The organism is Rhodococcus sp. KRD197 (assembly GCF_017168235.1).
Lineage (GTDB): Bacteria > Actinomycetota > Actinomycetes > Mycobacteriales > Mycobacteriaceae > Rhodococcoides.
The window spans coordinates 432,557-452,345 of sequence record NZ_JABFAO010000001.1; the positions used below are offsets into that span (position 1 = coordinate 432,557).

21 protein-coding genes are annotated in these 19,789 nt (G+C 63.0%); 7 read left to right on the plus strand and 14 right to left on the minus strand.

Annotation, left to right across the window (positions count from 1 at the left end):
• Positions 1–52: 52 nt before the first annotated feature.
• Entirely contained in the window at positions 53–1,276 is a 1,224-nt protein-coding gene (locus J1M86_RS02020; RefSeq protein ID WP_241259415.1) for a beta-lactamase family protein, read from the minus strand.
• Between the two features lie 175 nt (positions 1,277–1,451).
• Between J1M86_RS02020 and J1M86_RS02025 the strand changes: the two genes are divergently transcribed.
• Together J1M86_RS02025 and J1M86_RS02030 are read left to right on the plus strand one after the other, a co-directional pair.
• The gene (locus J1M86_RS02025; protein WP_206508604.1) at positions 1,452–2,654 is read left to right on the plus strand and encodes a sensor histidine kinase; all 1,203 of its coding nucleotides are present in this window, start codon (positions 1,452–1,454) and stop codon (positions 2,652–2,654) included.
• Entirely contained in the window at positions 2,651–3,322 is a 672-nt protein-coding gene (locus tag J1M86_RS02030; RefSeq protein ID WP_206508605.1) for a response regulator transcription factor, read from the plus strand. The genes J1M86_RS02025 and J1M86_RS02030 overlap by 4 nt, the downstream gene beginning before the upstream one ends.
• Before the next feature lie 120 nt (positions 3,323–3,442).
• Here J1M86_RS02030 and J1M86_RS02035 read toward each other — a convergent pair whose 3' ends face one another.
• The 3 genes from J1M86_RS02035 to J1M86_RS02045 form a co-directional block, all read right to left on the minus strand.
• Positions 3,443–4,747, minus strand: coding sequence for a competence/damage-inducible protein A (locus J1M86_RS02035; RefSeq protein WP_206508606.1), 1,305 nt, complete (start codon positions 4,745–4,747; stop codon positions 3,443–3,445).
• 208 nt (positions 4,748–4,955) lie between these two features.
• On the minus strand, positions 4,956–5,585 hold the full coding sequence (locus J1M86_RS02040; RefSeq protein WP_206508607.1) for a hypothetical protein: 630 nt from the start codon (positions 5,583–5,585) through the stop codon (positions 4,956–4,958).
• A 161-nt stretch (positions 5,586–5,746) separates the two neighbouring features.
• Positions 5,747–6,355 (minus strand): hypothetical protein, encoded by a 609-nt coding sequence (locus tag J1M86_RS02045; protein WP_075840432.1) that lies wholly within the window; start codon positions 6,353–6,355, stop codon positions 5,747–5,749.
• A 234-nt stretch (positions 6,356–6,589) separates the two neighbouring features.
• Here J1M86_RS02045 and J1M86_RS02050 point away from each other — a divergent pair, with 234 nt between their 5' ends.
• The gene (locus J1M86_RS02050; protein WP_206508608.1) at positions 6,590–7,606 is read left to right on the plus strand and encodes a hypothetical protein; all 1,017 of its coding nucleotides are present in this window, start codon (positions 6,590–6,592) and stop codon (positions 7,604–7,606) included.
• A complete protein-coding gene (locus J1M86_RS02055; RefSeq protein ID WP_206508609.1) occupies positions 7,603–8,148 on the plus strand; it encodes a hypothetical protein in 546 nt (181 codons plus the stop codon). Before J1M86_RS02050 ends, J1M86_RS02055 begins: the two co-directional genes overlap by 4 nt.
• Positions 8,149–8,299: 151 nt before the next feature.
• Here the strand turns inward: J1M86_RS02055 and J1M86_RS02060 are convergent, their stop codons facing one another.
• The 3 genes from J1M86_RS02060 to J1M86_RS02070 all read right to left on the minus strand — a co-directional run bounded on the left by J1M86_RS02060 (position 8,300) and on the right by J1M86_RS02070 (position 11,910).
• The gene (locus J1M86_RS02060; protein WP_206508610.1) at positions 8,300–9,493 is read right to left on the minus strand and encodes an AI-2E family transporter; all 1,194 of its coding nucleotides are present in this window, start codon (positions 9,491–9,493) and stop codon (positions 8,300–8,302) included.
• A 218-nt stretch (positions 9,494–9,711) separates the two neighbouring features.
• On the minus strand, positions 9,712–10,293 hold the full coding sequence (locus J1M86_RS02065; RefSeq protein WP_206508611.1) for an HdeD family acid-resistance protein: 582 nt from the start codon (positions 10,291–10,293) through the stop codon (positions 9,712–9,714).
• Between the two features lie 498 nt (positions 10,294–10,791).
• Positions 10,792–11,910 (minus strand): class I SAM-dependent methyltransferase, encoded by a 1,119-nt coding sequence (locus tag J1M86_RS02070; protein WP_206508612.1) that lies wholly within the window; start codon positions 11,908–11,910, stop codon positions 10,792–10,794.
• 235 nt (positions 11,911–12,145) lie between these two features.
• On the opposite strand from J1M86_RS02070, the gene J1M86_RS02075 reads away from it, so the two are divergent.
• Complete coding sequence (locus tag J1M86_RS02075) at positions 12,146–12,712, plus strand: hypothetical protein (protein WP_075840668.1); 567 nt, start codon at positions 12,146–12,148, stop codon at positions 12,710–12,712.
• Here J1M86_RS02075 and J1M86_RS02080 read toward each other — a convergent pair.
• The 3 genes from J1M86_RS02080 to J1M86_RS02090 form a co-directional block, all read right to left on the minus strand.
• Positions 12,686–13,498, minus strand: a complete 813-nt coding sequence (locus J1M86_RS02080) for an ABC transporter ATP-binding protein (RefSeq protein ID WP_206508613.1) — start codon at positions 13,496–13,498, stop codon at positions 12,686–12,688. The two genes, J1M86_RS02075 and J1M86_RS02080, sit on opposite strands and share 27 nt — an antisense overlap.
• On the minus strand, positions 13,495–14,481 hold the full coding sequence (locus tag J1M86_RS02085) for an iron chelate uptake ABC transporter family permease subunit (protein WP_307786502.1): 987 nt from the start codon (positions 14,479–14,481) through the stop codon (positions 13,495–13,497). The genes J1M86_RS02080 and J1M86_RS02085 overlap by 4 nt, the downstream gene beginning before the upstream one ends.
• Before the next feature lie 80 nt (positions 14,482–14,561).
• Positions 14,562–15,608: an ABC transporter substrate-binding protein gene (locus tag J1M86_RS02090; protein ID WP_206508614.1), complete on the minus strand. Its 1,047-nt coding sequence runs from the start codon at positions 15,606–15,608 to the stop codon at positions 14,562–14,564.
• Positions 15,609–15,760: 152 nt separating this feature from the next.
• Between J1M86_RS02090 and J1M86_RS02095 the strand changes: the two genes are divergently transcribed.
• Positions 15,761–16,069 carry a helix-turn-helix transcriptional regulator gene (locus J1M86_RS02095; RefSeq protein WP_075840669.1) on the plus strand — a complete coding sequence of 103 codons (309 nt, stop codon included), beginning with the start codon at positions 15,761–15,763 and terminating at the stop codon, positions 16,067–16,069.
• Positions 16,066–16,455: a VOC family protein gene (locus tag J1M86_RS02100; protein ID WP_075840670.1), complete on the plus strand. Its 390-nt coding sequence runs from the start codon at positions 16,066–16,068 to the stop codon at positions 16,453–16,455. Before J1M86_RS02095 ends, J1M86_RS02100 begins: the two co-directional genes overlap by 4 nt.
• 16 nt (positions 16,456–16,471) lie before the next feature.
• Here J1M86_RS02100 and ehuA read toward each other — a convergent pair whose 3' ends face one another.
• From ehuA to J1M86_RS02120, 4 genes are read right to left on the minus strand one after another with little or no spacing between them, the layout of a single operon-like run.
• Positions 16,472–17,233, minus strand: coding sequence for an ectoine/hydroxyectoine ABC transporter ATP-binding protein EhuA (gene ehuA / locus J1M86_RS02105; RefSeq protein ID WP_206508675.1), 762 nt, complete (start codon positions 17,231–17,233; stop codon positions 16,472–16,474).
• 19 nt (positions 17,234–17,252) lie between these two features.
• A complete protein-coding gene (ehuD, locus tag J1M86_RS02110) occupies positions 17,253–17,897 on the minus strand; it encodes an ectoine/hydroxyectoine ABC transporter permease subunit EhuD (protein WP_075840439.1) in 645 nt (214 codons plus the stop codon).
• Positions 17,894–18,625, minus strand: a complete 732-nt coding sequence (ehuC, locus tag J1M86_RS02115; RefSeq protein ID WP_075840440.1) for an ectoine/hydroxyectoine ABC transporter permease subunit EhuC — start codon at positions 18,623–18,625, stop codon at positions 17,894–17,896. The genes ehuD and ehuC overlap by 4 nt, the downstream gene beginning before the upstream one ends.
• A 40-nt stretch (positions 18,626–18,665) precedes the next feature.
• Positions 18,666–19,565: an ectoine/hydroxyectoine ABC transporter substrate-binding protein EhuB gene (locus J1M86_RS02120; protein WP_075840441.1), complete on the minus strand. Its 900-nt coding sequence runs from the start codon at positions 19,563–19,565 to the stop codon at positions 18,666–18,668.
• Positions 19,566–19,789: the final 224 nt, after the last annotated feature.

Below are 19,789 nucleotides of genomic sequence, written 5' to 3' on the forward strand. Positions count from 1 at the left end.
TGCCACTGCTACTGGCCCATTCCCACCTTGCCGTGAAAGGCTTCGTGGTGCGTCAGCGATCGCACAGTGTTGCATCGAGTGCGTCCAGCACGATGCGGTAGTAGTCGATCAACGTGTTTTCGTCATCGGAGTCGACGATCGCGAAGGGGAGTGCGGTCACCGCGATGGTGACGGCGGTGCCGTCCGGTCCCACGGCGTTTCGGGTCTGGGTTCCGGGGATGTCGCCGCCATGTCCCCATGCGATGCCTCCGCAACTGAGTGGGTAACTCTGAAGTCCGAGCCCGTACTTTGCCTCCGGATAAAGTTCGTCTCCGGATGCGACGCCGTTCTGCATCTGGGCAAGACTGTTGTCGTCGACCAGTTCACCCTCGAAGAGGAGCGCCTTCATGAAGGCGCCGAGTTCGCTCGGCGTGGAGACCATCGCGCCTGCAGCCCATGCGAACGACGGGTCGAGGTCTGAAATTTCGCGTAGGTCGTCTGGATAGTCGGCGTGGTATCCATCGGCATGCGGGCCGCGTAGTTCGCGTTCACCGGGGTTCGGTAGGTAGGTGTGCTGCAGCCCGAGTGGCCGTACGATTCGCTGGTCGATCTGTTCGGCCAACACCCGTTCGGTGACCCGTTCGATGAGTAGCCCCAGCACTAGATAGTTCGTGTTGCTGTACTCCCAGGACGATCCGGGAGCGAAGACGGCGGGTTCGGCGAGGGCTGTGTCGAGAAGGTCGCGCGGAGCAATGTAGGTGTTCTGTGCGCCGAAGGCGTCTTCGGCAACTTTGTCCGCGTACTCGGGGAGTCCTGCGGTGTGCTGAAGCAGGTGGCGGACTGTGATCGCCGTGCCGTCGATGCCCTGACCTTCGACGAGCCCAGGCAGATAGGTATCGATAGGGGCGTCCAGCGCGATGAGTCCCTCTTCGACGAGTTGCATCACGACCGTTGCGACGAACATTTTCGTGTTGCTCGCGATCCGCACCTCACCGTCTGTCGGTGGCGCAGCCCCAGTGTTTGTATTCCCCACACCGGCGGCAACGTGAATGGGGTCGCTGCCAGGGACGGTGACCGATGCGATGGCGGCGGGGTAACCCGCGTCGACGATGGCATCGAGTCGTTCTCGAACATGTTCTGACGTCCGACCGATCGGCTCGGTGGCGGCCATGTCCACCGGCCCGGGATCATGCGAACACGCACCGAGAGTTCCGGCTACGAGTATCGCGGTCAGACCGGTGAGTACCTTGCTGTGACGCTGAGTGGCCTTGGTTTTGGACGTGGTGTCGGTCGGCATCGGAGAGCGTCCTGTCGTGTCGGGGGGTGGTGCGTCGTCGTCCGGATCGGACGTTGATGACGATGCCCGCCGCGCGCTGCGGATGCCCCGTTCGCCGGAGTGGTCTATTTCCTGGTCTCGAGAATGGGGTTTCTGCGACAACGATGCTGCACTCTTTACAGCTATGGTGCGAAACGTGCTCAACCGAGTTCTGCGATGGACGCACCTGCCGGCAGTTGTCGTCATGGTCGTCGGATGCATCACGGTCGTCACGATGCTGACGATTCCGTCCGTATCGGCGATCGCAGTATTGCCAGGCATGGCGATGATCGCTCAGGGAACAGTGCTGTTGGCCCGTTCGTCGTTTCCGGTATGGACACTCGGCGGTTGTGTTGGCCTCGATGCGGTTGTCATCGTGGCAACGTCAGGTGAGACCGGTTCTGGCGCACTTGCCGTCATCGTCGCCAGCTATTCGCTGATCCGGATGCGTCCGACACTGCGATCCGCACAGTATCTGGTCTCGGCCGCAGTGTTCACCGCAACGATCAGCTCGATCGCTTTGTTGAGCAATCCCGAATTCTCCGCAGTGGTGGCGGTCGGGGCATCGCTGGTTCGCGTTTTCGTACAGAACGCCCTGCCCGCGGTGGTAGCGGATGTCGCGGCCACCCGAACTCGGCTGGTCCAGGCCTATCGCGAACGAGCCGAGCACGCCGAACGAGATCGACAAGCTGAAGTGGATCGGGCTCTGCAGGACGAACGGACCGCGTTGGCCCGCGAACTGCACGATATCGCCGCTCATCATCTCACCGGAATCATCGTCAGCATTCAGGCTGCGGCAGTGTTGTTGCGCAACAACCAGACCGTCGATGTCGACATGTATCTGAAGACAGCGATCGGGGAGGCCAATCGCACCCTCGATCAGCTCCGTGCCACGGTGGGCTTGCTGCGAGACGGCAACGGTGACGACCTGGTACTTTCTCCTACCCTCGATGACATTGCCGACCTCGTGGCAGCGGTCCGCGGCAGAGGCTCACCGATCGACTTTCACCGCGACCCGCGGACACCCTCGGTCATCATGGAAATGAGTCCGACCGAACGAGTTACGGTCTTCCGCATGGTGCAAGAATCCCTGGCGAATGTGGTACAGCACGCCCCCGGTGCTGCATGCACCGTCGAGATCGTCAGTGGGGCCGACCTCGTGACCGTCACAGTCACCAACGACGCCCCACAGTCGAGCACGACGCGGATCGATGATGCACATTTACCCACTTCGGGTTTGGGTCTGATCGGTATGCGTGAACGCGCCCATCTCATCGGCGCAGACCTCAGGGTTGAACCCATCCCCGGCGGTGGCTGGCAGAACCGCTTGGTCGTCGCTGCACCGAAACGCACGCGATGATCACACTGGTGACAGCCGACGATCAGGACATCGTTCAAGCCGGCCTGGCAGTGATCCTCGGCCACGCATCGGGAATCGACCTGGTGGGTCAGGCACGTGACGGACACGAAGCAGTCGATCTGGCCAAGCAGTTGCATCCGGACGTGGTGATGATGGATATCCGTATGCCCGGCATGAACGGCATCGACGCGACCAAGATCATCGTGTCCGATCCAGATTTGGACACCAGGGTTCTCGTGGTGACCACCTTCGACATCGACGACTACGTGTACGGCGCGCTCGAAGCTGGTGCTGCGGGCTTCCTGCTGAAAGGCGCGGACGAGGACACCCTGGTTGCGGCGGTGCGATCCGTGGCTGCGGGGGAGGGCACTCTCGACCAGCGGATCACCCGACGAGTCCTCAGCGAGTTTTCGCGTAGGCGACGACCCCAGTCACCGTCCCCGCGAGCTTCGAACAAATACACCACCCTGACCCCGCGCGAATTCGAAATACTGGAACTTCTCGCCAAGGGAATGTCGAACCGAGAGATCGGTGCTGAACTGTTCATCGAACTCACGACGGTGAAGTACCACCTTGCGCAGATCTTGACCAAACTCGAGGTCCGCGATCGACTTCAGGCTGTTGTGCAGGCATTCGAGACAGGCATCCTGACACCCCGACAGGGTTGACCCAGTCGGGCACGTGCGGGTCAGCGGGCTCGTCGTCCGCGGTGATCTCGTCCTCCTCTGGGTGCAGCCGCCAGGTCTGTGCATCGATGAGTTGCAGAAGGAATGGGTAGCACCCTCCGTTTAGAGTCGTTTGGAGTCTTTGGGCTCCGTTAGAGCTGCGTCGGCGATCATGTGCATTGCCGCGGTGGTGGAAAGCGCACGCACGCTTGCGCGGTCGCCGGGGAGTCGGAGTGTACGGGTGACGGTCGGTCGGTCGGCGGCGGCGATTGCGAAGCAGACAGTGCCGACCGGTTTGAGGTCGGTGCCACCCCCGGGCCCTGCGATGCCACTGGTGGATACCGCGATATCGACGCCCAGTCTGTTCAGTGCGCCTTCTGCCATCAGCGCTGCCACCGGCTCGCTGACGGCGCCGTGTTCTTCGATGATCTCGGCCGAGACGTCGAGAAGGCCAGTCTTCGCCTCGTTCGCATAGGACACCACCGCGCCGATGACGTAGGCCGACGAGCCTGCGCGATCGGTGAGCCGTGCGGCGATCATGCCACCTGTGCACGATTCTGCGGTGGCAATTCGGTGGCCGGCCAACCGGTTCGCTACGATGTCGTCGATGGTGGACCCGTCAGTCGAAAAGACCTGCGAGCCATGATGTTTGTCGATGAGACCAGCGAGATCCGTGTATGCGGTTGCCGCAGACTCTGCATAGCGGGTCACCATTTCGAGTTCTCCGAGCCGCTGACAGGTGGTGATCTCGAGATCGCCGAATCCCGTGATCTGGCGCTCTGCCGTCCGCAGTGTTGCGGCGAGGTCGGCTTCGGACAGCCCGTACGCGCGGATGGTGTTCTGACGGATCTGTGCGCGTCGGGTCAAGACTTCGGCGACCGGCGCGCTGTCGAGTGCCTGCGGCCACATCGCCTGCAGTTCGCGTGGCGGGCCGGGCAATATCAGGACGGCGGGCAGCTCTCCGGAGTCGCTGGCAGGTATCGCGACACCGGGGGCGGTTCCGGTCGGCGGAATGGAATGAGCCCCTTGCGGAACCATTGCCTGCTTGCGAAGACCTGCCCGCAGCGGTTCGGCGTCGGGTGCAGAACTCAGCCGGCTTCGCCATCGCTGCACGATTGCGTGGATGTCTCGCTCGAGTTTTTCGTCGAGGTACAGTTCGCGGCCGTACAGAGCGGCCACGGTCTCGACAGTGAGATCGTCAGCAGTCGGGCCCAAGCCTCCGGTCGTGACGATCAAGTCGACGCGCTGATCGGCGAGAAATTGTAGTTGTGCGGTCAGGTCATCGGGCCGGTCAGCGCAGATCGTGATGTGCGCAATGTCCACTCCCATCTCCAGTAGTCGCTCGGCCACCCACGGGCCGTTCCTGTCGGTGACCCGACCGGCCAGAACTTCTGTTCCCGTGACCACCACACCCGCTCGTACAGTCATTCGTCGACCATACTGGCGACCGACAATTCGCTGTGGACAGGCGCACCGGTGTCCTCGCCCATGCACCACCGTCACTGTCGGGAAGTCCTGGCGTGAGCCGAAAAACTCTGCCCGACGGCACAATTGTCACCGGTCGGTCCGACGAGCAGCGGGTCGTTGAGCGGTATCGGCGGATCCTTGTCACACGGTTGTCACAAGTGCTGGCCTTTCAGGCCATTTCAGGTACGTGCAGATGAGCGATCGCCAACTCGAACTCTTCCACCTCGAGCAGCCGCGCACCAGACGCGCGTAATTCCGAAGTTGTGATGGTCTCGGACTTGTCCCTGCTGCCGCTCATCGCCAGGGCGGTGTCGAAGGTCATCGACGCCACGGCGCGACCGGCGGCAGGATCGACTAGCAGGCTGGCACTGCAGAACCCGTCGAGCTCCGCCATCGCGGGCAGGGACGCCGTCTTGTACACGTCGATGGCGCGGTCCAGGTGGCCGGGCTCGACCTCGAGCCACGTGACCCGCACACTGGCGCCACGGTGCGAGTGGTGGTCGCGGTGCAGAATGGCGATGTCCCACCGCGCAACGGTGATGGTGCCGTGGAAGACGTCGGCCGTGCTGTCGCGGAGCTGCAGGACGTGGCTTTCGCTCGCGCGAAGAGAATCCTCGTCCAGCCAGGAGCTGGTGGCAATGCACCGGCCGGAGCCGCGGTCGACCAGCAGGGACAATCCGGCGCAGCCGTCGATGCCGGCGAGCGCGGGCATTACGGTATCGCGGATGTGCGTAATCCCGACGTCGATGAACGACGGATGCGCATCAATGGTTGTAGAGCGTGCATACACGGTCGACACCCTTCAGCTCGGGCGGCGCCCGGCGGCGCCGACGGGTCAAACCCTTCCTCACTCACACTCCTCCACCGGGCAGCGGCGAGTCAACGGTCGCCAGGACTCGGTGACCACCGTTCCGCGCAGCGGCGAAGCTTTCACCGCTGCGCGGGATGTAGGTGTCGTCGCTACCGCTGCGCGGAGACCAGCATCGGCTCGTGCAGGTCGAAGTAGTCAATCTCGCCCATCAGCCGACCTTCTTCCTCGAACAGGGAGCGCAGATCGTCTGGCACCGTGACTTTCTCGTGCTCGCGGGCCTCGGACTCGTTGGTGAAGTACACGGCCTCGACGTAGTCACCGTCGCCGTTGGAGGCGAACATGCCACCGATGATCTCCGGTCGCACGCTGTGCAGGCGGTCGCCGGACTGAGTCAGCAGCTCACGCAGCCGGTCGGAGTCAGTGGTGTGCCCCTCCATGATCTGCACGAACCCCGCGTCGTCGGAGCCTCCGCCGAGCCACTCCATGGGATCCGGGCAGTCCATGAAGGACACCGGGCCGTCGAAGCATTGCTCCGTCTCGGCCCACCACGCCCCTTGCTCGGGACGCTCGCTGTTGCGCACGGCGGCCTCGTGCGACTCGAACCGCACCAAAAGGATGAACGTCCCGTCCTCGCGAATACCGGAGGTCGATCCCAGATAGCCGGTGGCCCCCGGCTGCAATTCCTCGGCCCAACGGTCCATACATCGGCGTAGCTGTCGCTCGTCGGAAACCTTCCCTTGAATGACTTGAACAAACATGGCCTTTCCTCCTCCCGCAGGGACGTCGTCCCCGCAGCGAACTCGCCAGTGGACGACCCGTCGCGGTCCACCGCCAGACCCGCCGACGGCCCGCGGCCGCAACCACTGCAGGACCGATCTTTCGCCGCCCCTGCGCGCGGCGCAAGGGGCACATACATACGAATCGCCGGCCCGGACAGCCGCGCGCGGAAAGGGGCCGGAAGTATCGATTCGCCGTCGGATAGCGTCAACCGCATGGAACTGGTGACACTTGCGCTCGGGTCACCCCGCGGGCGATTCTTCTGCGCGAACGTCGCCTACAAGTGCAGCGCCGACGCACGTGCGGCGGGCTTCAACCGTCCACAGACGACCGCTGATGCTCGTGAAGTGATCGAGGGCGTCGACATCAGCGCGATCTTGGAGCTGTCCGAGATGGACCTGCTCGAAGCGCTCGGGTACGCCGCCGACCTCGCGCGGTACTGGCAGCCACCGAACGACGACGACGTGAAGTTCGCTGACCCGCACGTCGTTGCAGCTCTACGTCCCATCGCTGCCGCCGTTCTGTCGTCGGAGCACACCACATGGTGGGGCGAGTCCGTGGACGTCGACAATCAACGCCTAGTGGTACATCCGATGTCACCCGTCGAGTGGCCCGAATTGACCGCGCCCTATCGCCCGGCATCATCCAGCCTCGACGAGTGGCGAAAGAGCATTCTGGCGAACGAAACGCGGTTCAGGGAGCGCCGAACTGCTGAGCCTGACAGCGAGGTGGCCGGCGAATGGTGGTCCACACCGATCTTCGCCACACTCACCAGCAGCCGAGCTCGGAACGGTATCGGTTCTCTGGAACTTCTGATGGAAGAGGATTCGTCCGGCGGCGGCGAAGCGCAGATCTGGCCCGTGCACGTCCGCAACTCCCCTCGGGTGTACGAGATTTGGTCACCGTCGGACTGGGCCCACCTGGTCGAGAAGTACCCACTGGCCGTGCCGGAGTCGAGGCGTTCCGTCTGGTTCGATACCACCGGCGAGCACCGCAACTGGTTCATCCCCGATTGGGCGGCGGTCGCCGAGGACTACGACGCGGCACACCTGAGCCTGCACGGGTACTTGACGACGCCGGGCATCGCAATTTTGTTGTCCGACAACGAACGATCGACGTTGCTGGGTGGGTGGGATCCCGATGCTACGTTCTGGCTGAATCCTGATGTCGTCGACATCGATGACGAACCGGCGCTGTGGCGTCGGGCCGATGAGCGTTGGGAGCGAGCATGACAGTCGACTTTTCGTGGTCGCAGTTTCTCTGGATCGTCTTCATTTTCGTCGGCGTGCCCACGATATTCTGTGCACTCCTTCTCTGGGGTAAGTCCTCGAAGCGGGAACACGGCACGGGCACCGGTCGTCTCGGTTTGTGGGCCACTGGCACACTCGCATTCGTGTTCGGATTCGCCTCGTGCGCCGGGTGGTTGAGCTGGTCGGCCAACCAGAGCGGCGAGTTCCGCGGACCCGGGCTGCCCGCGCCGAATCAGTTCCCGACGTGGCAGGTGGTCGCGTGTGGTGCGACGGTGGTGCTGCTGTGCTTCCTCGCCGCCTATTTGTCGCGCTGGGCCAAGACCGGAGGGTACGCGGCAGCATTGGGCACTACGGCCGGGTTCTCGACGGCGTTCTGTGTCGAGGCGAGTACGGACGTCACCGGCCAGTCAGGGGTCGGCGTGTTGCTGTGTGTGATCGGATGGGGGTTCAGCCTGAGCGTGCTGATGCTGATCCGCGGAATGGCGATGAAGCATGGGTGGAGGTGGCTCGCAGGCAAGCTGTGAGAGTAGGTCAGTCGCGCCACACCGACTTGTACTCGTACTCCTCAACGTAGATTCGTCGGATGAGATGGGCCCGTCATCTACTGACGTTCGGATGCTGGCCGAAAAGTCGGATTTGCACGCCGGACTCATCGTCGGGACTACCGCAGTGCGGTCACTGCGATGCGTGCGACTCGGCCGGAAAGGCCAACTGATGGACCACCTCATATCTCTTTCCGCTGTTCTTCACCATCGCGGTGATCAGAGCCGCGAAGGGCAGCGCCATGAAGGCACCCATAGGCCCCGCAACGGCGCCACCTGCTAGGGCGGCGCCAAAGGCCACCGCACCGTTGAGCTTCATGGTCTTGGCCGACAACCGCGGGCTGAGCAACATGTTCTCGACCCATTGGTACAGCAGCACCCAAACGAGCAGGATGATCGCTTCTGCAAGACCCTGGACCGCCAGGACGGTGAGTATCGGGATGGCAGCGCCTATGTACGTCCCGATCGCGGGGATGAACTCGGAAACGAAGCCCATGAAGACCGCAAGCGGGAGGGCGAACGCCAGCGGCAGGCCCAGGATCAGCATGACGCAGAACCCGAACGAGGCGTTGATGACGGTCAGCAACAGTCGTGAATAGAAGTAGGCGCCCGTCTGCTGGATCGACACTTGCGACACCCAGGCGTAGATGTGCTGGCGATCGGGACGCATGCGAGAGAGCAGTGCCCGCTCGATCCGGGGGTAGTCCGCTGTGAAGTAGAAAGCGAACATCGCGACAACGGTCACGTCGAAAAATACACCGACACTCGAGGAAACGAGGCCGAGAAGGTTGTCGGACCAGCCACGCAGGGACGCCTGCGTCACCACCGCGGCCTGGTTGCCTGTTTCTTCGCCGACGAGATCCTTCCCCAGCCATTGGCGGCTCAAGTCGTTCAGCTGATCGATCCAGCCGCTCCCGTTGGCTCGCACTTGATCGGCGAACTCCTCGATCGCTGGGATCAGAACCCACACCATCAAGATGAAGAACGCGACGGCGGAGACGTAGATGACGCCTACCGCAGCCCCACGCCTCCATCCCCAACGCGCATGTATCTGCTCGACTCCGGGAATCATCGCCGTCGCGAAGAACGAGCTCACCACGAGTAACCACAACAGATCCCGCAGCTCCCGGGCGAGCAGCAACAGCAACACGGTGGCGAGGGAAACTGCCACGAGCTTCAAGAGCACGCTCCACACGAACTGATCCAGCCAGGCGGGCTTGGCTTTCGTCACCGAACGCGCGGTCTCCCGTGGCGGCATCTCCCCTTCATTTCCGTCCTGCGAAACACCGCCTGAACCAGCCGGTAGCCGTTGTTTCTCATCGCTCATGACGTTGGCTTCCTTGGATGGCGTGTCGCGCAGCGCTGCATGCCGGCGCCTCGTTGAGGTGCCGGCACGCTCAGCGGCCAACGTCGTCGCCCCTCACCAACGAGACCGGTCCGGTCCGGAACTCGAGCGACCCGATGGGCCGACCTCCTATGGAGTTCAGGGTCGACATGCCTCACTGCGGCAAGTAGTCGGCGGGAGGCCTTCGCTGCTCTGGCATTTCAATGTTCGCTCGAATGGCCGAGGTGGCCTCGCTGCCCTGATTCCGACTCCGGTGACTGCACGACCCGCCAGCGGCCGATGACCATCATCGTGATCCCGTCGACTATCGAGTAGACACCAAGCAGTGTCCCGAGCAGCACGTACGTGGCATCGAACAGGTTGAGCAGCACAACCAGGCCAAGGACCGTGGAGATCACCCCGGAGAGCACCAGGGGCACTCGGAGGAGTGGATCGTCGAAGGCGGCCATCAGGCGCATGATCCCGGCGGTAAGGAAGATGACACCGGCGAGGAGCGTGAGGGTCAGTGCGGCCGCCCCGGTGTTCCGTAGGAACAGCAACCCCAGGACGAGCACGAGGGCGCCACTCAAGGCGGCCGACCAGAATCCTCCCTTGCCAATGAGGAACAAGGCTGCGGCCAAGGCGATGAGGCCGTAGAACACCAGCATCCAGCCGAGGAACAGTACGGACACTTCCGTGGCGACCACAGCGTTGCCGAGGATCACCACGCCGACGATGAGGAGGAGCGCACCCAGGGCGAGATCCCACCCGGTTCGGCGCAATGCGAGTTGGGGCATGGACATTGTCAAACCCTTTCCAGTAAAGGGGCCGATCCCCTTGCACTCCGGGCGCTTGGCATGCCTTCTGCTCTTCGGCAGGGACAGAGTCAGTTCAGGCGGCCTGCTCGCCACGCGGCGCCGGTCTCAACGGCAAGGGACCCGGCCCGATGGTCAACACTCAGCTTTTGGCGGCGAGGTCATTGGCCTTGCCGCCAGCGAGAACCGCTTCGAGTGAACTCCTTAGTGGTCCTGTGACGGACCGTAGCCGGGAATCTCTTTTCCTCTTCGACGCTACGAAGTGCAGTGACGTACAAATAGGGGCAAAAGTCCCACCGAGAGCTCGGTAGGTCCCACGGTTGGTGGACTTTCGGTGCGCGGCAACGGCGAAACCCGCGCGCTACAACATCATCCGCAACCAATCAGACTGTTAATCGTCCGATTGCCGGTTCGAGTCCAGTCGAGGGAGCACAACGAGACCCTCTGATCTGCGATTACTGCAGTTCAGGGTCTCTTGTGTACGTCTCAGCGTGGAGCCAGCCGCCACAACGAGGTCGTCTCGCGTGATCGCGCGGCGTGGAAGAGGTCGTCGGAGTCGCGGGCACGGGCATGCGTCGGCGATGTGTCCGTTCGGCCGAGAACCTCGAGGCCCGCGCGGTCGATCGAGTCGAGTAGATCCTCTCGCGTGGCGAGCCCGAGGAGTTCAGCCAGATCGGAGATCACCAACCAGGCCTCGCCGCCGGGTTCGAGGTGTTTGCTGAGCCGATCGAGGAAGGCTCGCAGCATGCGGCTTCCTGGGTCGTAGATGGCGTGTTCGATACCCGAGGTCGGCTTGGTGGGAATCCACGGCGGATTGCACACCACCAGCGAAGCGCGTCCGGCAGGAAAGATGTCCGTGAGCTGCACGTCGACCCGGTCGGCGAAACCCAAGCGCTCGAGATTTGCGGTGGCGCACGCAACCGCCCGAGGGTCACGGTCCGTCGCGACGACGTGGGAGACACCGCGCTGCGCGAGGATGGCAGCCAGAACCCCTGTGCCGGTACCGATGTCGAACGCGGTGGTGATTCCCGTGGGAAGAGGAGCGTCGGCGACGAGTTGCACGTACTCGCCACGCAGCGGCGAGAAGACACCGAAATGCGGTTCGATGCTGGCGCCCAGGGCGGGAATGTGAACACCTTTGCGTCGCCATTCGTGAGCGCCGATGAGACTGAGCAGCTCTCGAAGCGACAGCAGTGACGGCATGGAGGTCTCGCCGTAGACCTCGGTGGCCGCGAGTCGGACGTCGGGTGCTCGGCCGTAATCCAGAACGTGGTTCGCATCGAGTTCGACGAGCAGCATCCCGAGGGTGCGCGCTCGCCGGGCCTGATCCTGGCGGTGCAGGTGAAAGTCCTCTGCAGGAGAGTCCGACGGCCGGCGCACCTTCGGCTGAGCTCGCCGGGTCAGCGCGGTCAACAGTTGGCGTGCATTGTTGAAATCACCCCGCCACAGCAAGTACTCACCGGTCGACGCGCGCTTGTAGGCGACGTCGGCGGTGATGTCGTCACCGACGATATGAATGGTTTTCGGAGCCGGAGCGTTGTTCTCCGAACGCCACAGCGCCGAGCGTTCCTGGCCGTTCTCGGCCCACTTGACAGTCGTGCCCATCAGCTCTTCCCAGGTTCTCTTTCGGTTTGCTCCAGCACGACGTGTCTTCGGAAGAAGGGCCCTTGCAGGCGTCCCTTCGCTTCGAATCAGTCAACCACAATCAACGAGTTCGGCCTGCGTTTGTGCAGTTCAGGCCCGTGATCGCCATCGAATGTGCTTGCGAAGGGTGTCAACCAGCGACATTCGGGGCACACTGGAACTTCGTTCCCGATCCGCTCTACGAACAGGACACTGCATGCGTTTGATCACCCGGGCCGCTTTCGTCACCGCGGCGTCGATTCCGCTCGTTCTCGCAACCGCGGGCCCCGCGTCCGCCGCCGAGGCAACCGACGTCTCGTACGCATTCGATCTCGAGGGCCGGGCGCTCACCAACACCATCACCAACAACTCCGGCGGCGCATTGACGTGCACGACGACCGTTGCCCTCGCACCCGGTGGGGAGTTGCCACCTATCGAAGAGCTCAGTGACCAGACCCTTGCCGACCGCGGCGAGATACAGCCAGGCGTGAGCACGCAGACGCTGACGGACTTGCCCGACGGCACCTACGTCGCGTTGGCGACCTGCGTCGGGGTGGATCCGGGTTCGGCGCTGTGGGTCTCGAACTACCCCAACGTAGGCGAGGTGCTGGAACTCTTCCCGAACGAGTCCTTCGCCGTCGAGCAGGCATCGCCGGTCATCGTCGTGCCAGGTCAGGACGAGGCCGCGGTCGACGAGACCGCCACCGGCTTCGCTGCCCTGCCGACTGTGGACGAGCTCCTGTCGGATCTGCTGCGGCTACTGAACACCGGAAGCGCAAACTGAGTCGACCCGCAGATCGGTGACCGGCCCGGGCTCGAATCGTACGAACAGACGCCCACTTGTTTCGTCGGTGGAGACCCGGGCCCTCACGTCGTAGACGTTTGCGATCAGTTCCTCGGTCAACACGTCCGTCGGCCGCCCAGCTGCGACCACTCGGCCCTGCTTCATCACCAGCAGTTGATCGCAGAACATCGCCGCGAGATTGAGATCGTGCAGCGCGACGACGCTCGTGATGGGTAGTCGCGCCACCAGCGCGAGAATTTCGAGCTGGTGGTGAATATCGAGGTGGTTGGTCGGCTCGTCGAGGAGTAACTCGCGTGGCTCCTGAGCCAGCGCTCGGGCTATCTGCACACGCTGGCGTTCACCGCCGGAGAGCATGTGCCACTTGCGCTCCGCCTTCGTCGACAACCCCGTGTGCGCAAGAGCCGCATCGACGGCCGAGGCATCGCGCGTCGGGTCGCCGCCGAAGGTGCCGCGGTGAGGAATGCGGCCGAGTCGTACGATGTCGTGCACGCTGATGTCGATATCGGTATCGGCGTGCTGGCTGACCACAGCGACGGCGCGGGCGATGTCTCGTCTTCGCAGGGAGGTCAGGTCCTCCCCGTCCAGGGACACCATCCCGGACGTGGGTTTCACAGCGCCGCACATCAGATGTAGCAGCGAGGATTTGCCGGAGCCGTTGGGTCCGAGTAGGCCGACCATGTCGCCAGGACGAGGGTCGAGGGTGACACCGTCGACCACGAGTGAACCGCCGCGGTTCCACCGAACAGTGTTCGCGCTCAACGTCATCGGACGTTCCTCCTGCGTGCCATGATCACGATGAACGCCGGAACACCGACCAGTGCCGTTCCGACACCGACCGGTAGCGGCGTCGGTGCGAACGCGACGCGGGACACCGCATCGACCCACACCATGAAGATCGCTCCGATGATCGCTGTCGTCGGAATGAGTCGACTGTGCCTCGATCCGACCAGGAAGCGTGCGGCGTGGGGGAGTACCAGCCCGACGAAACCGATTGCGCCCGCGACACTGACCAGCGTCGCTGTGATCAGTGCCGTGATCATCAGTAGCGCTATGCGCACCTTGCGGACATCGATTCCGAGCGAGGAGGCGACATCGCTCCCGAACGAAAAGGAGTCGAGCACGAAGGCGTAGTGGAAGCAGACAAGAGCACCGATTCCGACGACGGTTGCACACAGCATCACGTCGTCCCATCGAACGCCTTCGAGCGAGCCGAGAAGCCAGAACATCACGCCTCGGGTCTCGTCGGAATCTGCGAAGGCGAAGATGACGAACGAGGTCAGCGCCGAAAACAACTGTGTGCTGGCGACACCGGCCAGAATGACCCGGTCGTTGGTGCCGCCGGACAGGTGCGCCAGCAGTAGCACAAGCCCGAAGGCGACGAGAGCTCCGATGAATGCGCCGCCGGACAGACCCAGCGCTGCGCCGCCGACGCCCAGAACGCCGACCACGACGGCGCCCGTCGATGCGCCGGACGAGATTCCGAGCACGAACGGGTCGGCCAACGGGTTTCGCAGTAGTGATTGCATGATCGCTCCGCAAATTCCGAGCCCCACGCCGCAGGTCGCGGCCACCAGCGCCCGAGGGAGTCGTTCCTGCCACACGATGGCGTCCTTGGACACCCGAACCGGGATGTCTGCCAACCCAAGGTGGTTGAGCACGATGTCGCGCACGTTGACGAGTGAGATGTCGGCCGGCCCGAGTGTCATCGCCACGAGCACCGAGACGACGAGAGCCGCGCATCCGGCCACCGTCAGTACGGTTCCCCGTACCCAGCGCGCTCTCTCGTTCGTGGCGTGAAGTGGGCGCTCCTCGCCGACGATGGTGCCCGTCAGGAGATCGGACCCATCTCGCGGAGAGCGTCGGACAGCTTTTCGACGCCATCGACCGACCGGATCGACGGGTTCATCTCGGCGCCGTGCAGTGCGATGTATCGCTTTTCCCGAACTGCGGCCATCGTGCTGGTGACGGGGTCGGATTCGAGGAACGCGATCTTGTCCGCCAGAAGGTCGCCGGGGAACCTGTTGCGGGCCAGATCGCCCAGCACGAGGACGTCCGGGTCACGATCGACGAGGGTTTCCCAGCCGACTGCCGGCCAGTCTTCGACGGTGTCGGAGAAGACGTTGGTGGCGCCGACGGTGGTCGCGAGCAGGTTGGCGGATCCGAGTCCGCCTGCCACATAAGGGCTCTTGGTATCGGCGAACCAGAATGCCATCGATACATCCGAGTTTTCGAGATCGGCAGTGGCCGAATCCATTCGAGCCTTCAGTTCTTCGACGAACTCCGCGCCCCGGTCGTTGACGTCGAAGATCGCGGCGAGCTCGATGATCTCCCGGTACAGCTCGTCCATGGTCAGCGCGGTGGTGCGCTTGTTTCCACCGTTGACACTGACCCCGTTGTCGCAGTCGGTGGGGGAGAGGTAGCTACCGGTTCCGGTCTCGGCGAACCGGGCACGCTCTGCTACACCACCCTGCTTGAAATGCCGACCGAACGATGCCGTGACGAAGTCCGGGTCGCTGCCCAGCACGACCTCGTAGGTGGGTGCGTTGTCGGCCAGGCGCGGCACCGTCTGGTTGGCGTCGGCGAGATTCTCGCGTACCGGATCCGTCCATGACGCGCTACCGATAAGCCTGTCCTCGAGTCCCAGTGACAGCAGAATCTCGGTGGAGTTCTGATCGAGGGACACCACGCGCTGAGGTGGGGCATCGACTGTGACCGACTCGCCACAGTTGTCGATCGTGAGCGGGTAGGTTGTGCCGCCGTCGGTGGTGGCCACCACCTCGTCGGTGACGGTCTCGGATGCACCGCAGGCCACGAGTGAGGCGGTTGTGACGGCAGTGAGAGCAATCAGTGCTGCTCGATTGCGAGTACGACGCACGGAGGTGTCCTTCTTCGAAAGCGGATGGAGAGCAAGCCTGCGCACGGAGGCGCAAAGACGTGAATCGTAACTCAGTGCAGGCTTACCTACTAAATCACGTGCTGCATCAGAGTCTTGACATGCAAGCGTGTGCTTGCCTATGGTTGAAAACCATGGCAGAGCAACCTGGGGCTGCCGAACTGTTCAAGGCGTTGTCGGATCCGACCCGTCGGGTGATTCTGGACGAGTTGGTCGAGCGAGACGAGCAGACATTGTTCGAACTCTGCTCCCGGCTCGCTACCAAACACGGCTTGTCATCCTCGCGGCAAGCGGTGTCGCAGCATCTGGACGTGCTCGAGGCCGCAGGGCTCGTCCGCGCAGAACGCAGGGGGCGCTACAAGTTTCACTTCATCGACACCGGACCACTGGCTCGCATCGTCGAGCGGTGGCCGACACCGGACTCGGGCAAGGAGCACCCATGAAGATCTACATCACCAGCCTGTTCGTCGACGACCAGGACAAAGCCCTCGACTTCTACACGAGTGTCCTAGGGTTCGTGAAGAAGCACGAAATTCCGCTGGGCGAACACAAGTGGCTCACCCTCGTGAGTCCGGGAAACGAGGACGGGCCCGAGCTCGGACTCGAGCCCGCCGAGCATCCTGCCGTCAAGCCGTTCCGTGACGCCCTGATGGCCGACGGCATACCGGCCACATCCTTTGCAGTCGACGATGTGAAGACCGAATACGAACGCCTGGTGGGCCGCGGCGTCGTATTCACTCAGAAGCCGACGGACATGGGCCCGGTATCGGTCGCGACCTTCGACGACACCTGCGGAAACCTGATTCAAATCTCCAGCTACTCGGGCTGAGCGAGCTCGAGCAGAGTCAGTTCGTCAGGACTGCTTTCAGGAACGCCTGGGTACGTTCCTTCTGCGGACGGGTGAAGATGTCCTCCGGAGTGCCCTCCTCGAGGATGCGGCCGTTGTCGAACACGAGAACCCTGTCCGCGACGTCGCGGGCGAACCCCATCTCGTGGGTGACGATCAGCATCGTGATGTCGGTGGTCTCGGCGATCTTGCGGAGAACATCGAGCACGTCGGCAACGAGTTCGGGGTCCAGCGCCGACGTCACCTCGTCGAGCAGCAGGATGTCCGGGTCCATTGCCAGTGCGCGCGCGATGGCCACACGTTGTTGCTGGCCACCCGACAACTTGGTGGGGTGAGCGTTCTCCTTGTCCGCGAGCCCGACCGTCTGCAGTAGCTCGCGGGCACGCGCGGTGGCCTCGGCCTTGCTCTTGCCGAGCACGTGGACCGGTGCCTCGGTGATGTTCTCGATGACAGTCATGTTGGGAAAGAGGTTGAACTGCTGAAAGACCATCCCGATCTTCGTGCGAACCGCCCGAAGATGCTTCTCCGACGCGACGACGAGCTTGTCGCCCTTGTACTGATGGCTCAGAGGCTCGTCCTCGACCCAGATGACGCCGCCGTTCACCTTCTCGATGGTCATCAGCAGGCGCAGAATGGTGGTCTTACCGGAACCACTCGGGCCGATGAGCGCAACGCGTTCACCGCGATCGACTCGAAAGTCGAGATGGTCCAGCACGACGTGATCGCCGAACTGCTTGACCACCTTGTCGAACACGATCATCGGCTTGTTCGCCGAACCGTCAGTAGGCAAGGTTCTTCTCCAGTCTTCTGATGAGAATCGACGTCGGGTAGCTCGCAAGCAGGAAGATGACGCCCGCCATGGTGATGGGCTCCAAGTACTGGAACGTGCGAGCCCCGTACTGCTGCGCCGCGGTCACCATCTCGACGACGGTGATGGCGAACAGGAACGGCGTGTCCTTGAACATCGAGATCGCGTAATTTCCCAGCGCTGGCACGGTATTGCGGATCGCCTGAGGCAGCACGACCCCGCGCCACGTTCGTGTGGTGGGAAGCGACAGTGCCCGCGCTGCTTCCCACTGACCCGGTGGGACAGCGTCGATACCTGCGCGGTAGACCTCGGCCATGTAGGTCGAATAGTGGATACCGAGGACCGCGATACCGATCTGCAAGGCGGAGAACTGCGGCAACAGGTAGTACGCGAAGAGTAGCTGCACCACCAACGGCGTGAGCCGGATGAACTCGCTCGCCATCCTGAGCGGGATGGTGACGAACTTCGGGCCCGCATGGCGCAGGACCGCGATGACCAGACCCAATGTCGCGGCCAGAATGAAGCCGAGAACCGTGGCGAGCAGGGTGATCTTGAATCCCTCGAGGAGGAACGGGATGGAATCGAATGCGCGCTCCCAGCTCCAGTCGACGCTCATCGGCCCACCCCCACATTCTGGTCGACGCGTTCGGGCCGCAGACTCAGTACCTGCCGAAGTGACGGTCCGCTACCGAGCTTGCTCTTGGCGCGTACCTCGACGACATTCATGAACAGGGTCAGCACATAGGCGATGATGAAGTACAGAACGAGTCCGATTCCGAACGCGAACAGCGTGTCACCCGTGCCGCGTCGCAGTTGTTCGATCTGGTATGTGAGGTCTTGGAGGAGAACGAAACTCGCGAGCGCGCTACCCTTGAGCAGCTGGATCAGCAGGTTCGTCAACGGCGGGATCATCTGCACCCAGGCCTGGGGAAACACCACCCGATGCAGCCGTTGCCAGGGCGAGAAGTTCAGTGCCAGTGCGGCTTCCCACTGCGGGGCCGGTACCGCGCTGATCGATCCGCGCACGACCTCGGCCCCGTAGGCGCCGTAATTCAGTCCGAGTGCGAGGATCGCGCAGAACGTCGGGTCCAGCTGATAGCCGAACAGCGGAAGAACGTAGAACAGCCAGAACAGCTGCACCAACAGTGATGTGCCGCGGAAGAACTCGACCACAACGCGGGCGGGTGCCCGCACGTACATGTGTCGATTGCCCGCTGCCAGCCCGAGGGTGAGCGCAAGCACCAACGCAAGTAGCGCGCCGCCAAGAGTCAGATAGACAGTGGTGAGAATGCCTTCCTGGATCCGCGGCCACGAATCCAGGAAGGCCTCGATATTGTCGTTCACAGTGTCGGTTCAGTCGCTCTCGGTTCAGTCGCCCAGATGATCAAGCGTCGCCTTCACAGAGCTGAGCGGTGGTGAGCGAGGGGTCGGGAAGCTCCTCGGCGGTGAAGCCGAACTCGCCCACGATCGAGAGGTAGGTGTCGGTATCTGCGGTAATCTTCGCCAGTTCCTCGTTGTAGGCCTCGAGCAGCTCTACATCGTCGGTGCGGAACACCGTTGCGCCTGCCCCGACCTGTGGCTTCCCGTCGATCACTGCGACGAAGGACTCGGTGACATCGACGGGCGCCTCAGGATTGTTGGCTTTCATCCAGTTGAGCGAGATCGCCGTCAGTGCGAAGACGTCGGCGCGGCCCGAGGTGACAGCGTCCATTCCGTCCTGCGGGGTCGACACCTGCGTCGAGTCGATACCGAGCGAAGTGGCGTAGTCCGATTCGATTGCGCCGGTCATCGTTGCCAGCCGCAGACCGCTGTCGGCGACGGACTGCATGTCGGTCAGGTTGGCGGGATTGCCCGTCGGCACCATCAGGGCGGTCGTGTAGTTGAACTCTGGGTCGCCGAACGCGGCCTGCTCGCAGCGCTGCGGAAGAATCGACATGCCCGCACTGACCACGTCGAATCTGTTGGCTTGCAGGCCGGGAATCAGTGCGCCGAAGTCCGCATTGACGCCCTCGATTGTGTCGATGCCGAGGTTGCCGAAAATCTCGCGGTGCAAAGCGACTGTTGCGCCGGTCAATTCACCGTTCTCTTCGAAGCTGTAGGGCGCCTCGCCTGCGAATCCCACGGTGATGGTTCCGGCGTCCTGCAATGCCTGCAGCTGGGTTTGTCCGCTGTCTGTGTCGTCCGTGGACGTGCATCCGGCGAGGGAGGCGGCAACGAGGGACGCACCTGCAAGCGAAGCGGCGATCTTCTTGTTCGAAACGTTGAGCAGCACTGAGAGTGCCATGGGCGATGCCTTCCGGTCACTGTTCGATGGAGGCGCAGAACGAAAGTTCCGCATACCGCGTAAGCCCCGGCCGGCAAGCGCCGTGGCTACTTTCGGATGCCTTTTCTCGACACTTTGTACGATTGTTCGGATCCAAATGAACCTAACACGGCATACCGTAGCCAGAGAGTCGGATTGCGCTCTTCGCGTGTGCCTATCGCGTTTCGATCGGTCGCAACGCCTGC

Bases quoted from the DNA above. Each gene is read 5' to 3' on its own strand.
- J1M86_RS02020 (WP_241259415.1), bottom strand. From the start codon at position 1,276: ATGCCGACCGACACCACGTCCAAAACCAAGGCCACTCAGCGTCACAGC.
- J1M86_RS02030 (WP_206508605.1), top strand. From the start codon at position 2,651: ATGATCACACTGGTGACAGCCGACGATCAGGACATCGTTCAAGCCGGC.
- J1M86_RS02035 (WP_206508606.1), bottom strand. From the start codon at position 4,747: ATGACTGTACGAGCGGGTGTGGTGGTCACGGGAACAGAAGTTCTGGCC.
- J1M86_RS02045 (WP_075840432.1), bottom strand. From the start codon at position 6,355: ATGTTTGTTCAAGTCATTCAAGGGAAGGTTTCCGACGAGCGACAGCTA.
- J1M86_RS02050 (WP_206508608.1), top strand. From the start codon at position 6,590: ATGGAACTGGTGACACTTGCGCTCGGGTCACCCCGCGGGCGATTCTTC.
- J1M86_RS02055 (WP_206508609.1), top strand. From the start codon at position 7,603: ATGACAGTCGACTTTTCGTGGTCGCAGTTTCTCTGGATCGTCTTCATT.
- J1M86_RS02060 (WP_206508610.1), bottom strand. From the start codon at position 9,493: ATGAGCGATGAGAAACAACGGCTACCGGCTGGTTCAGGCGGTGTTTCG.
- J1M86_RS02065 (WP_206508611.1), bottom strand. From the start codon at position 10,293: ATGTCCATGCCCCAACTCGCATTGCGCCGAACCGGGTGGGATCTCGCC.
- J1M86_RS02070 (WP_206508612.1), bottom strand. From the start codon at position 11,910: ATGGGCACGACTGTCAAGTGGGCCGAGAACGGCCAGGAACGCTCGGCG.
- J1M86_RS02075 (WP_075840668.1), top strand. From the start codon at position 12,146: ATGCGTTTGATCACCCGGGCCGCTTTCGTCACCGCGGCGTCGATTCCG.
- J1M86_RS02080 (WP_206508613.1), bottom strand. From the start codon at position 13,498: ATGACGTTGAGCGCGAACACTGTTCGGTGGAACCGCGGCGGTTCACTC.
- J1M86_RS02095 (WP_075840669.1), top strand. From the start codon at position 15,761: ATGGCAGAGCAACCTGGGGCTGCCGAACTGTTCAAGGCGTTGTCGGAT.
- J1M86_RS02100 (WP_075840670.1), top strand. From the start codon at position 16,066: ATGAAGATCTACATCACCAGCCTGTTCGTCGACGACCAGGACAAAGCC.
- ehuA (WP_206508675.1), bottom strand. From the start codon at position 17,233: ATGATCGTGTTCGACAAGGTGGTCAAGCAGTTCGGCGATCACGTCGTG.
- ehuD (WP_075840439.1), bottom strand. From the start codon at position 17,897: ATGAGCGTCGACTGGAGCTGGGAGCGCGCATTCGATTCCATCCCGTTC.
- J1M86_RS02120 (WP_075840441.1), bottom strand. From the start codon at position 19,565: ATGGCACTCTCAGTGCTGCTCAACGTTTCGAACAAGAAGATCGCCGCT.